The organism is Cyclobacterium roseum (assembly GCF_010119225.1).
In the GTDB taxonomy this organism is placed as follows: domain Bacteria; phylum Bacteroidota; class Bacteroidia; order Cytophagales; family Cyclobacteriaceae; genus Cyclobacterium; species Cyclobacterium roseum.
Genome location: NZ_WNKF01000001.1, coordinates 621,494 through 633,693 on the forward strand (window position 1 = coordinate 621,494; position 12,200 = coordinate 633,693).

At 45.9% G+C, this 12,200-nt stretch carries 9 protein-coding genes and 2 tRNA genes; 5 read left to right on the forward strand and 6 right to left on the reverse strand.

Annotated elements, in window-relative coordinates; genetic code table 11:
- Window positions 1–36: 36 nt before the first annotated feature.
- Together GJQ68_RS02530 and GJQ68_RS02535 are read right to left on the reverse strand one after the other, a co-directional pair.
- Window positions 37–3,321 carry a HEAT repeat domain-containing protein gene (locus GJQ68_RS02530; RefSeq protein ID WP_235941014.1) on the reverse strand — a complete coding sequence of 1,095 codons (3,285 nt, stop codon included), beginning with the start codon at window positions 3,319–3,321 and terminating at the stop codon, window positions 37–39.
- Between the two features lie 280 nt (window positions 3,322–3,601).
- The gene (locus tag GJQ68_RS02535; RefSeq protein WP_162415703.1) at window positions 3,602–4,981 is read right to left on the reverse strand and encodes an AGE family epimerase/isomerase; all 1,380 of its coding nucleotides are present in this window, start codon (window positions 4,979–4,981) and stop codon (window positions 3,602–3,604) included.
- A 502-nt stretch (window positions 4,982–5,483) separates the two neighbouring features.
- Here GJQ68_RS02535 and GJQ68_RS02540 point away from each other — a divergent pair.
- Genes GJQ68_RS02540 through GJQ68_RS02550 form a run of 3 tightly spaced genes read left to right on the forward strand, consistent with a single transcriptional unit; the run spans window position 5,484 to window position 8,288 of the window.
- Window positions 5,484–6,596 carry a Re/Si-specific NAD(P)(+) transhydrogenase subunit alpha gene (locus GJQ68_RS02540; protein ID WP_162415704.1) on the forward strand — a complete coding sequence of 371 codons (1,113 nt, stop codon included), beginning with the start codon at window positions 5,484–5,486 and terminating at the stop codon, window positions 6,594–6,596.
- A 1-nt stretch (window position 6,597) separates the two neighbouring features.
- Window positions 6,598–6,915, forward strand: coding sequence for an NAD(P) transhydrogenase subunit alpha (locus GJQ68_RS02545; RefSeq protein ID WP_162339447.1), 318 nt, complete (start codon window positions 6,598–6,600; stop codon window positions 6,913–6,915).
- A 5-nt stretch (window positions 6,916–6,920) separates the two neighbouring features.
- Window positions 6,921–8,288 (forward strand): NAD(P)(+) transhydrogenase (Re/Si-specific) subunit beta, encoded by a 1,368-nt coding sequence (locus GJQ68_RS02550; protein WP_162415705.1) that lies wholly within the window; start codon window positions 6,921–6,923, stop codon window positions 8,286–8,288.
- Window positions 8,289–8,360: 72 nt separating this feature from the next.
- Here GJQ68_RS02550 and GJQ68_RS02555 read toward each other — a convergent pair whose 3' ends face one another.
- The 4 genes from GJQ68_RS02555 to GJQ68_RS02570 all read right to left on the reverse strand — a co-directional run bounded on the left by GJQ68_RS02555 (window position 8,361) and on the right by GJQ68_RS02570 (window position 11,484).
- Window positions 8,361–8,717 (reverse strand): L-rhamnose mutarotase, encoded by a 357-nt coding sequence (locus GJQ68_RS02555; protein ID WP_162415706.1) that lies wholly within the window; start codon window positions 8,715–8,717, stop codon window positions 8,361–8,363.
- A gap of 11 nt (window positions 8,718–8,728) precedes the next feature.
- On the reverse strand, window positions 8,729–9,559 hold the full coding sequence (locus GJQ68_RS02560) for an amidohydrolase family protein (RefSeq protein WP_162415707.1): 831 nt from the start codon (window positions 9,557–9,559) through the stop codon (window positions 8,729–8,731).
- A 15-nt stretch (window positions 9,560–9,574) separates the two neighbouring features.
- Complete coding sequence (locus tag GJQ68_RS02565; protein WP_162415708.1) at window positions 9,575–10,648, reverse strand: 3-oxoacyl-ACP synthase III family protein; 1,074 nt, start codon at window positions 10,646–10,648, stop codon at window positions 9,575–9,577.
- Window positions 10,649–10,848: 200 nt separating this feature from the next.
- Window positions 10,849–11,484 carry a peroxiredoxin gene (locus tag GJQ68_RS02570; RefSeq protein ID WP_162339442.1) on the reverse strand — a complete coding sequence of 212 codons (636 nt, stop codon included), beginning with the start codon at window positions 11,482–11,484 and terminating at the stop codon, window positions 10,849–10,851.
- A 224-nt stretch (window positions 11,485–11,708) separates the two neighbouring features.
- Between GJQ68_RS02570 and GJQ68_RS02575 the strand changes: the two genes are divergently transcribed.
- A tRNA-Glu gene (locus GJQ68_RS02575) sits at window positions 11,709–11,780 on the forward strand.
- 31 nt (window positions 11,781–11,811) lie between these two features.
- A tRNA-Glu gene (locus GJQ68_RS02580) sits at window positions 11,812–11,883 on the forward strand.
- The last annotated feature ends 317 nt before the right edge of the window (window positions 11,884–12,200 follow it).

The following is a 12,200-nucleotide window of genomic DNA, read 5'->3' on the forward strand; positions in this document are numbered from 1 at the left end:
TCCGTTCATTTATTAAATCCGATCGGGTACCCCCACTTACCATTCATCGGTCAGGGTGACCAAAAAACTGACCAAATCGCGAATTTCACGCTTTGATAGCAATCCTTTCATATCTGGCATGGAGGACATCGCATCTGTCCGTTCCTCAATTTCACTTTTAGGTACCGATTTTTCAGGATCATTTCCGATTTTAAGGTTGACCACTTCTTCATCCTCAGAGACCAAAATTCCGGAAACCGTTTCGCCCTCACCTAACTTAAGTGTGACTACCCCGTATCCGGGAGCCACTCGCTTACCCGGGTTGATCAAGGCCTCCAACAGTTCTTCCCTATTCAGCACCTTCGCTATTCCATTCAAACGGGGACCTGCCATACCGCCATAATCGTTATATGCATGACAACGCATACATTGCGCATTTTGGTGTTGAAAAAAGATTCTTCCTCCCGCACGCTCATCTCCCCCGTACAAGCTGCCTGCGTAAGAGGCCAATAATTCGTCCGTACTCAATGAAGACTGAATCGTTGCAAATTTTTCCAATAACCGCTCATTACCAAGTGTTTCCAGCCCTTCTTCCAGTTCTAAAACCAGTCCCGGATGTAGGTTTCCATTTTCCCATCTATCAAGTAAATCTTCCATTACAGGTATCGCGTGTGCTTCTTCCACATCAGCCAAGGTGAGCAGGGCCGCTTGTTTTTCTTCAATTTCCTGATTATCAATCACCTCCTTCAATAAACCCGCCAGCAATTTTCCATCGAATTCCATCTGCCCCATTAAATCCAGCCCCGCTATCCGGACGATTTTTGCCGGATCCTGAGTGGCACGCTCCAGCGCGCGATCCATTCCATCCCATTCCAAAACAGCCAATGCCCGCAATGCAGCTTCCCGTACTTCTTCGTTACCGTCATTTTGAAGGGTTGCAAACAAAAGATCGGCAGCTTCGGTTAAGGCTAATCTGCCAGCTGCCTGAACGGCCGCCAAACGAAGGCTGCCGTATCGGTGAGTTAGCATTTCCTGTATCACATCGGATGCCTGAGCCTTCAAATGGGACAAATCCCTACTCATTTCTCCCCGATACCTGCCATCCACCCGATCCAATAGGGATGGAGATGCCCAGGTAGCAAGGGCATCTATGGCCTCCTTTCGCATCTCCTCAGGTGCCTCTTCCCTGGTAATATAGTTCAGGAGATTACTTAGGGCCGATTCAGAGCCGACTCTTAGGTTGGCATTAATAGCCCTTCGAATGAGTGGCTCGGAACTGAGGTCCGTTCGTTGTAAAACATTCCCAAGGGAAGGCAAGGCTTCCTCAATGGAAAAATCATCGTTGATGGCGCGGGCTGCTTCCGCTACAATGTATTCCTCTTCATCTTCTAAAAACACCTCAATGGAAGGCGACTGCATTCTCCTGAGGGCGACTACTGCGGCAATCCGAACTGCTCGGGAGGAGTGATTGTGCAAGTTCTGAACTGCTTCCTGATCTCCAATTCTAGCCAAAGCCAGACTTCCGGCATGCCGTAAATAAACATCTTCGTCATTATTTACTTCAAGCATGCTGATGAGTGGTTGTACGGCGGCATGGTGACGAATCCTTCCCAGGGCTTCGGCGGCAAAGAAACGAGCCCGCGGATAGCTGTCTTTAAGCAAGGGAATCAAGGCATCTCCCGCATCTTCAAAGCGCATATCCCCTATCCAGCGAGCGGCCTGAGCCCTGATTTCCGAATCACCATCATTAAGATGATTCATCAGGAGTTCGCCCGCGCGTTCCTTATCTCCTGCCCTACCCATCTGGGCAATTCCCCATATGGCATGGACTCGTGCCAGTTGATTAGCCTCCTGATCCAGTTGGTTTTCAAATACCTCCCACCCGCTATCTCCCCGGGTGATCAGTTCAAATTGTGCCTTTTGCCGGATGCGTTTGTCTGCATGACCCAATAAAGATTCTAATTCCGAGAGGTCCTTGGCTTTGAAATCAGCCCGCATCAGGTTTTCCGTTTCTTTTCTTACCGGATCATTTTTCCCCGACACATCGTCTAGTTTCCAAACCCTACCATAATCCTTTGTGCCCCAACCATCAATCCAGTCGGAGAAATACAAAGCACCATCCGGACCGAAATCCATACCAGTAGCCAATATCCCTCCCATTATTTTTTGGGTCTCTTGCAGGGCAAATCCTGCACCTTCGGGTTCCAGCTTAAAGGCATGAATACCGGAACGAGCCGGATTACCGACAAATTCCGCTACGAAGAACGTGTTTTTCCACTTGTCTCCCAGAGCGGTACCTGGGTTATATACCATACCAGTAGGGCCGTTGACGTAATTGGTTATGGGTGGAATGAAATAAGCGGCCTGCTCCTCATGTCTGGGCAAGTACATCCCTTCGTCCATCCAAACCTTATAGGAGTTATTTTTGGGATCCCGGTATTTTCCAAACTGCCAGTTTATCCTCCAACCGGTATCCGAGCCGTCGACCAGATAGACAAGCCGCTCACTTTCTCCGCGGTGGTCCCCATCATTGTCCACGCTGATCAGATTGCCATAATCATCAAAAACAAACTCGTGGGTGTTCCGTACCCCCATGGCAAAAATTTCAAAATCACTGCCATCCGGATTGGATCGGGCGATGACTCCCCGATTGGGATACTTGTGCTGGTTTCCATCCTGATCCACTCCGTTAAATCCAATATCTCCTATTCCCCAATAAACCCTGCCATCAGGACCTATTTCTGCTCCTGACATCCCATGTCCACCAAAACCAATATGCACTCCAAAACCGTGAGCGATGGATTCTTTTTCTTCGACCAGACCCGTTCGTTCGTCTAGCTGCATGCGCCACATATCCGGTCCTGCTCCTACAAAAAGGTCGTCTCCGTATTTCATGACCGCACCAGCTACATCCGTTACCTCTTCATTTAATCCCTCAAAAACCAATTGGTATTGGTCGGCCAAGCCGTCTCCGTCTGTGTCCTCTAGCCGGTAAATATGCTCTTTTTCTACGGTCATGTCCCGCCAATCACGGATTCCATCGCCATTGACATCCCTCAGCCACTCGTTCTTATCACTATTCTGCTCCGAAAGTTCCGCTCTGAGAAATGTCCTTTTATCTTCAATCGATTGGAGCCCAATGGATCGGATTTCCCAGTCCTGGTGTCCCCGGATATCAAACTCGGAGCTTTTTTGGCGGTTCGTGCGGCTGTAATACAACGCTCCCTCATCATCAAAATCAATGGAAATGGGATCAAACACCAAGGAATCCGATGCCCAAAGAGAAATCTCCAGCCCTTCCTCCAATTCGGGTTGGACCAGGTTCTCAAGTTCAGCCGCCATTTGGGTAGCTGATTCACTGGTAATACGTTTGATTCTTAATTCTTCCTGGGGTGGATTGCAGGAATAAAAAAAAGTTAACCCGAAGATGATTGCAAAAGGCAAAACGTTCGAAGTAATAGCAGGTTTTAGGTTTATGGATACCATCTAAATTAGTGTGTAATTTGCTTTTCTTCCATTACCTGGGAAGCCAAATTTTGGATTAAAATTTGCCCGTCAATATAGGAAAAAGTTAAAGAGTGAAAAACTAATATTTTATAAACGTAGCTTTCACATCTTTTTTTTAGTTATCGCTCTTTTTAATGGTAAGGCTCAAATGCGATGGATCCCGTAATTTCAATTCGCAATTATTCAGCGATCGGAAATTATGATAGGCTGTTTTCCAGATATGACCCTTTTTTCCCGATTTCAGATCGGGCTGTTTGTCCAGTCCGCCCGAATACCATTCTCCATATTCGTGATCTATCAGGTATTTCTGTATGTAATCCCATTGTTTCCTGAATTTTTCAAAATAATGATGCGGATCATCCGGATACAAATCCGCCATGATGAGTAAGGTATTCAGTCCTTCAGCCTGCGCCCACCAGTTTTTCGTATCCTTAACCGTTTCGGGAGTTTCCCGTCCGGGGAAATAATATCCCCCATCAAAAAAGCCACCCCTGGCCTCGTCCCAACCAAAGGTCAGGGCATGGTCTACCATTTTCTTTCCGATTTCCCAGGTTTTATAATCATTTTCCAAACCCAAAACATGAGAAGCCTCCATCATCAGGTAGGCTGTCTCCACATCGTGGCCATAGGAAACGTGGTCGATGGCATGGTGCTTTTCGATGGCCTCCCTACCTTGATCCCGGAAACTTACCGGAGTCCAATCTGCTTCCAGAAAAAGCTGCAAGTAGCCTTGCTCCTGGACAATGGTATCCCTAATCAACTTTAAAAGTGCTTCGGTACGTTTTTTCACCAGTGGATCATCCCAAACCTGATACAATTCGGTAAATGCCTCCAATAAATGAATGGAACTATTTTGGTCTTTATACCCAATGGTGGAGGTAGAAGGGGTTTCTGCTGAGCGCACAAGGGGCGCACCATCTCGGGAAAGGTTTTGAAAATACCCCCCATGCACCGGATCATAACTGTGGTCTTCCAACCAATAAAAGGCTTTCTTTGCCAGACTCAAAGCTTCCGGATCTCCAGTCCCCTTGTAATGGGCTGCCAACCCATAGATACCAAAAGCGTTGCCATAGGCTGTCTTCTCACCGGCACTGCCTTCGGGCAAAGCCCCTTCCCGTGTCAACAGGGTGTGGAACCCTCCGTATTCAGCATCCCAAAATTTGTCCCGAAGAAATTCAAAGCCCATTTTTGCTCCTGCCTCGTAATGCCTCACTTCAGGAAACCTATCCCTGATTTTTGATAAGGTCCAGAGATGCCTTGCCTGGGAGACGATCATTTTATGCTGATTTTCAGAGAGCGAAAAATCATATTCAAAACTACTCAAATAGCCTCCAAACTCGGTGTCATAGGCCTTGGGATACCAATGATTAATCATTTCCTGCTTTATGGAATAGGCCATCTCGTCAGCGATCGTCTGACGAACAGCCTCTTGAGCGGAAGCACTGAAAGGAGAGAGCAAAAGGAGTGCTACCAGGATTGGAGCTAGTTGGATCATTATTTGGGGTTATAGGTTACGGGTCTTTTCGCAGCACGGCGGCCGGTTTCTAACGGCTCATTTGTTTCGACGCCGTTTCCAGAGCCGGTACAATACAATAACGAAAATGGGCAATAAAATTACAGGCCAATAATCAAAAAAGGGCAGGCTTTCTTCACTGGCATTACTCTGGGAAAATACCAGCGAAGGAACTGTAAGTAGAATTGGCAAAAATAAACGTGTCATTCGCATAGCTCTATATTATGTTTGTTGTGTCAATGTAATCAATCCCATGTTCTAACTACAATCAGAAAACTATTTAACTATATTTTCGATTATGTTTTGAAATTTAAATAAAAAAATGGTTTTGCACTTTATTTTAGTAAACTTTTAAAAGACTTTACTGTAAAATCTCTAAAAAAGTGCTTTTTTTGCACTGCCAACGTTAAATGGCCAGCCTAACCACAACCACTTGCAACCGCTGGAATTGGAATTGTTTTGAAGTAATCAATTAACCACCAATATGATTTTAGGAATTTTAAAAGAACCGTCACCGGAAACCAGAATTTCCCTGCATCCGGAGGCAGTGAAGGTACTCACGGGATCGGGCAATCAGGTCCTGATTGAAAAAGGAGCAGGAGCATCTTCCTTTCTTTCGGATGAGGTTTTCAAGGACGCAGGTGCCAACGTAAAATCCAGAGCAGAAGTGCTGGATGCCGCTGAAATGATTTTCCAAATCAACCCGCTTGAACCGGAAGATCAAAAAAAATTATCCAAAGGAAAGTACCTTATTGGAGTCTACCAGCCGCTAGTAGCCAGGGACCTGATGAAAACATTGGCAGAAACGGGAGTAACACTCTTTAGTATGGATTCCATTCCGCGAATTACCCGGGCGCAAAGCATGGATGTATTGTCTTCCATGAGTACCGTTTCGGGCTACAAGGCCGTTTTGTTGGCTGCTGCCAATTTACCCCGGTTTTTCCCCATGCTGATGACCGCAGCCGGAACCATCGCTCCTGCCAAAGTGCTGGTCATCGGAGCTGGTGTGGCCGGTCTTCAGGCCATCGCTACAGCCAAAAGGTTAGGGGCAGTGGTCGAAGCCTTTGATACGCGACCCTCTGTAAAAGAGCAGGTAGAGAGCCTCGGAGGCAAATTTGTAGAGGTTCCGGGAGCCGTAGAGGACAAAGGAGCCGGTGGATATGCCGTGGAGCAATCCGAAGAATACAAACAGAAGCAGTCCGAAATGCTGGAAAAATCCATTGTTAAATCAGATGTGGTCATTACCACTGCACTGATCCCCGGCAAAAAAGCTCCTGTTTTAATCACGAAAACCATGTTGGAAAAGATGAGAGCTGGTGCCGTAGTGGTAGATCTGGCGGCTGTCAATGGCGGTAATTGTGAAGGAACGGAAAACAACAAAACCGTCACCTTAAGTGGTGTCACCATCATAGGAAATTCGGCTTTGCCGTCCACCATGCCAGAAGATGCCAGCAAAATGTACAGCAAAAACGTGCAAAATTTACTGAAGTTGTTGCTGAAAGAAGACCAAATAAACCTCAACTTTGAAGACGAGATTATCAAAGGAACCTGCATCACACACGATGGTGAAGTTATTTATGAACCTTTATTAAAATAAAATGGAAGCGATCATAGACTATATTTCTGTTAATCAACAAGAGTTTTACATATTCATTCTAGCCATATTTGTCGGAATAGAGGTGATTTCCAAAGTTCCTACGGTGTTACACACCCCTCTGATGTCCGGGTCAAATGCCCTCTCCGGAGTGGTAATCGTGGGATCCATTATCGTCCTGGGAAAAACCGACCCTGCTAACTACCTGGGATTGGTGCTGGGATTTTTAGCGGTGTTGCTTGCCACGCTGAATGTGGTCGGAGGCTTTGCCGTCACCAATCGCATGTTAGAAATGTTTAAAAAGAAACCCGGTAAAAAATAATAATTATGATTTTACAACTAATCGATATATGCTATCTGGTAGCGGTGGTGCTTTTTATTCTGGGAATAAAGCTGATGAGTCATCCCGAGTCAGCCAGAAAAGGCAACAGCATTGCATTGGCAGGAATGATTTTGGCTATCGTGGCCTCGTTTCTTACCCCTGGTCTGAATAATATTGCGCTAATTCTTATTGCCATCGCTTTGGGTACGGTAGGTGGTTTGTATTCCGCCAAAACCGTGCAAATGACAGCAATGCCCCAATTGGTCTCTTTCTTCAACGGCATGGGAGGCGCCGCCGCAGCTTTGATTGGACTGGTAGAGTACGGCGACCTACCTGTCAGTGACACGGGAAAAGGAGCCGTGTTGATGGCCAGCCTTATCATCGGTTCCGTGTCTTTTTCCGGCTCCATGATTGCTATGGGAAAACTTCAGGGAGTGATCAAAGACATTCGGGTCAACAAGATACTCGCGTTCATTGTCCTTGGATTTTCCATCGCCCTGGCGGTTTATGTTCTGAACGCAGGGGAAGCCCAGCCCTTGCTGGTGTACGGCCTTGTCTTGTTGGCTTTAATTTATGGGTTGCTATTCGTCTACCCGATTGGGGGTGCGGACATGCCGGTGGTGATTTCTTTGCTCAACTCCCTAACGGGGGTGACCGCCGCTACTACTGGTTTATTGTACGACAACAAAGTGATGCTGATGGGAGGTATTCTGGTTGGATCGGCCGGTTTGCTGCTGACCTTATTGATGGCGAAGGCTATGAATCGTTCCGTGAGTAACATTCTCTTTACTTCCTTCGGATCCGCTTCCGGGGTAAGCGCAGCTGGGGCAGACGGAGATCAGGTAGCCAAGGAGATCAATACCTATGACAGTGCCATCCTACTGGCCTATGCCAAACGCGTAGTAGTTGTGCCTGGCTATGGGTTGGCTGTCGCTCAGGCGCAACATGCGGTGCATGATTTGGAAAAAATCCTGGAAGAGAAAGGCGTAGAAGTTACCTATGGGATTCACCCTGTAGCTGGACGGATGCCCGGGCATATGAACGTATTGCTCGCTGAATCGGATGTTTCTTATGACAAGTTGATCGAAATGGAAGACATGAACGAACAGCTGCCCAATACGGACGTGGTCATGGTTATCGGAGCGAATGATGTGGTGAACCCGGCAGCCAATGACGATCCTTCCAGTCCCATTTATGGCATGCCTATTCTGGAAGTAAACAGAGCAACCAATGTCATTGTTATTAAGCGAAGCATGAGTTCCGGCTATGCGGGTATCCAGAATGCCCTCTTTTTCGACCCGAAAACCAGAATGCTTTTCGGTGATGCAAAAAAGGTCCTTAATGGGCTGGTTAGCGAAGTGAAAAACATGTAATATTCATTAAAAAAGCCGCCCTTTTTTCCGGGCGGCTTTTTTCTTTGCTGTGAAGCCAAATTGGTTTCGATGCTATTTCCCATTCGAGGATTGGGATTCTCCTAGCGAAAAAATCTGTTCCATAAGGACCCATTTCTCACCCGGAGCGGCCCAGGGGAGGGATTTTTGAAGGCTTCCCATTTTTGCCTCCCATTCCTTTACATTCTTATTTGCCGCATCCATACGGGCTTTCTTTTCAAAGGAAAAATCATCCGCTACCTCCATTATCATAAATAGCCGGTTTCCGGTCAGATAGATCTCCATGATTTGTATACCTGCGCCCCGAATACTTTCCTCAATGACCGGAGGTACCGCTTGATGACTTGCCTTGTACCGGGCAATGGTTTCGGGGTTATCCTCCAGGTCTAATGCCAAACAATAGCGTCTCATGTGATTCTGTGTTAAAGTCTGTAAAACCGCCGGGCATTTTCATACCAAACGTTATGTTGAAGGCTTTCCGGTTTCCCCTGTAAATAGGATTCCAAAATTCCGCAAACCTCTCCATAGGAAGCAGCTAGCGTACAAACCGGCCAGTCGGACCCGAACAGTATTCGGTCCTCCCCAAACGCTTCCATTACTACATCCAAATAGGGATAGAAGTCGGATTTCTCCCAGTTCTGCCAATCCGCTTCCGTCACCATGCCGGAAACTTTGCAGGATACCTGGGGATACCGGCCGAGTTCCATGATCTTATCTTTCCAGCTGCTTAGTTCTTGCTTCTGAATGGAGGGCTTCGCCAGGTGATCCAATACAAACCTTCCCTTCGAAAAATTTTTTACCGTTTGGAGGACCCCGTCCAGCTGATGCGGAAATACCAGCAGGTCGTAACTGTACCCAGCTTCAAAGATTTTTGCCAATCCCCGCTGAAAAGCTGGTTTTAAGATAAAATTCGGATCGGTCTCGTCCTGCAGCAGGTGCCGAAAGCCTTTCAATTTGGAAAAGGGCTGATAGGCATGTAATCGATCTGTCAAATGGTCAGAAGTCAAATCGATCCAACCAACCACGCCTAAGATAAAGGGGGATTTTTCTGCCAGATCTAGTAGAAACTGGTTTTCCGCTTCGTCAGCTGCAGCCTGGACTGCAACGGTGCCGACTACCTGATTTGCCTGCATAAGGGAATGCAACTGATCGGGAAGAAAATCGTTAGCTAACGACTCCAAATCCTCCCCTATCCAGGGGTACCGCATGGGTTCGTAGTGCCAGAAATGCTGATGGGAATCGATTTTTTCCATAGCTTACACGTTTAATTAGGGGTGGCGATATACCATCGCATTAATATTCATACCGGCTCCTACCGAAGCAAATAATGCATATTCTCCGGAAACAAACCGATGGTTTTCCATTTCACCTTTGGCCACCAAATCGTACAAGATGGGCACCGTCGCCACCGAATTGTTTCCAAATTTCTGAATACTCATTGGCATCAGGTCCGCAGGTATTTCTGTCTGTTGGTACAACTTAAATAAACGCTCCAGAATGTTGTGGTCCATTTTGGCGTTGGCCTGATGAATCAATACTTTTTTGATCTTTTCCAGCGGAACTCCTGAGCGATCGATACATGCCTTTAATGTAGGAGGAACGGTTTTGATTGCGTACTCGTACAGTTTTCTCCCATTCATTTTTAGGAACAAGGTGTTGTCCGGAAAATCTCGATTATAAGAGGGCCCCATACTGAGCAAATGGGCATGATCGAGGGTATCTGAACGGGTTAAATGAGATAGAATCCCTGTCTTTTGCGGGGTTTCAGAAGCCTCAAGGATCACCGCACCCGCACCATCCGAAAAAATCATGCTATCCATATCGTGCGGGTCGGATATTCGGGAAAGATTTTCGGCACCAATTACCATGACCCGTTTGGCATCTCCCGATTGAAGGTAATAATTGGCTTGAATCATCCCCTGCAGCCATCCGGGACAACCAAACGGTAAATCGTAAGCAACCGTGTAGGGGTTGGCGATACCAAGCTTGTGCTTGACCCTGGCCGCAATGGTCGGGCAGGTATCGATACGGATATTATCGCTTCGAATATCTCCAAAATTATGAGCCACAATGATGTAATCCAGCGATTCACCATCAATAGAGGAGGTTTCAAGCGCCCTTTTCGCTGCGAGGTAGCCCATATCGGAAGTCATCAGATGATCTTCGAGATACCTTCTCTCGCTGATTTCCGTTATTTTCTGAAGGGTGGCTACTATGTCAGGATTCGGTTTTACCAGCCGTTCTCCATTGGTATCGTAAAACTCCCGAGACAAAAAATCTTCATTCAGAACGGTAATAGCAGGCAAATAACTTCCGGACCCTTTGATAATACTACTAATCATGTGCTATTGTATCAGTGAACAATTCAGTTGGAAAATAAAAGTTCTAAAGTAATAATTTTTCCCGTAGCAGAGATAGAAATTTAAAACTGATTTGATATCATTAATACGATGATGGCGCAAGGACTTCAAAAAATGGCATTATCCTTTCGTATAGGGGGAAAACAAAAAAAGGATGATATTGATCATCCTTTTTTGCCTGTTTAGAGGTTCGGTTGAGGAGTAGTCCTCAGATAGGGTTTGATTTCCTTGTGTCCTTTAGGAAATTTGGCTGGAATGTCTTCATTTTTGATGGCCGGAGCAATGACCACATCCTCTCCATGCTTCCAGTTGGCGGGAGTGGCCACACTGTAATTGGCTGTAAGCTGTAACGAGTCTATCACCCGAAGCAATTCGTCAAAATTTCTACCCGTGCTGGCAGGATACGTGATGATCAATTTAATTTTCTTATCATTCCCGATAATAAAAACCGAACGTACCGTAAAATTCTCGTTGGAATTTGGGTGGATCATGTCGTACAGTTCGGATACCTTCTTGTCTTCGTCGGCAATGATGGGGAAATTGACGGTTGTATGCTGGGTTTCATTGATGTCATTTATCCAGGATTTATGACTTTCGACCCCATCTACACTTAATGCCAGCATTTTGACATTCCTTTTGTCAAATTCATCTTTTAACTTGGCTGCTGCACCAAGTTCAGTAGTACAAACCGGCGTGTAGTCAGCAGGATGGGAAAAAAGAATCCCCCAGCTATCGCCCAGGTACTCGTGAAAATTGATTTTACCAACCGAGGAATCTGCGGTAAAATCCGGTGCAATATCTCCTAATCGTAATGACATAATTATATAAATTTAAATTATTCTATAGATTTAGTAGGGAAACGGTAGTTGGTGAAAAAAAGTTTATTGAATCGTACCTTTTTTAAAGTAATTCAAATTTAATCGCTAATTTTCAAAGGATTGACCGTTCTTCACCGAATAATTTTTTGGTGGGTTTTGGTTTATTATTGAAAGGCCCTATATTTGCAACACCTTTTAGGAAAGAGCTAAATCTTTGATAAAATGGTCCGTTCGTCTAGGGGTTAGGACGCATCCCTTTCACGGATGAAACACGGGTTCGATTCCCGTACGGACTACAAATTTATTAATGGTTCTTTTCTTTAAAAGGGTCCGTTCGTCTAGGGGTTAGGACGCATCCCTTTCACGGATGAAACACGGGTTCGATTCCCGTACGGACTACAACAAATAGGGTTTGTCTGTCCTAGACAGGTGAATGTTATTTGTGGTTGTTAGTGGTTAAAGTGAATAAAAAAACCTGGTCTCTTGACCAGGTTTTTTTTTGCTTTCTATAAAAGTAAAATCTACCAATGCCGTTTTTTTACAGGAGGAGGACACACAGGGGGGCTTCAATTTCATGCTGAAATTTTGCTCCTTTAATCGGGCTGATGAACGGCAAGGTTTTCAAAATCCGTAATCCCAAACGTTCCCATACTCCCCCTCCTGAAAACAGGAGGGGGCTGGGGGGTGGTCAGTTTTTGAAGTCCGTAATCCCAAGT

Excerpts from the sequence above, each read along its gene's own strand:
- GJQ68_RS02540 (WP_162415704.1), top strand. The coding sequence starts at position 5,484 with ATGATTTTAGGAATTTTAAAAGAACCGTCACCGGAAACCAGAATTTCC.
- GJQ68_RS02570 (WP_162339442.1), bottom strand. The coding sequence starts at position 11,484 with ATGTCATTACGATTAGGAGATATTGCACCGGATTTTACCGCAGATTCC.
- GJQ68_RS02555 (WP_162415706.1), bottom strand. The coding sequence starts at position 8,717 with ATGAGACGCTATTGTTTGGCATTAGACCTGGAGGATAACCCCGAAACC.
- GJQ68_RS02535 (WP_162415703.1), bottom strand. The coding sequence starts at position 4,981 with ATGATCCAACTAGCTCCAATCCTGGTAGCACTCCTTTTGCTCTCTCCT.
- GJQ68_RS02530 (WP_235941014.1), bottom strand. The coding sequence starts at position 3,321 with ATGGCGGCTGAACTTGAGAACCTGGTCCAACCCGAATTGGAGGAAGGG.
- GJQ68_RS02550 (WP_162415705.1), top strand. The coding sequence starts at position 6,921 with ATGATTTTACAACTAATCGATATATGCTATCTGGTAGCGGTGGTGCTT.
- GJQ68_RS02545 (WP_162339447.1), top strand. The coding sequence starts at position 6,598 with ATGGAAGCGATCATAGACTATATTTCTGTTAATCAACAAGAGTTTTAC.
- GJQ68_RS02565 (WP_162415708.1), bottom strand. The coding sequence starts at position 10,648 with ATGATTAGTAGTATTATCAAAGGGTCCGGAAGTTATTTGCCTGCTATT.
- GJQ68_RS02560 (WP_162415707.1), bottom strand. The coding sequence starts at position 9,559 with ATGGAAAAAATCGATTCCCATCAGCATTTCTGGCACTACGAACCCATG.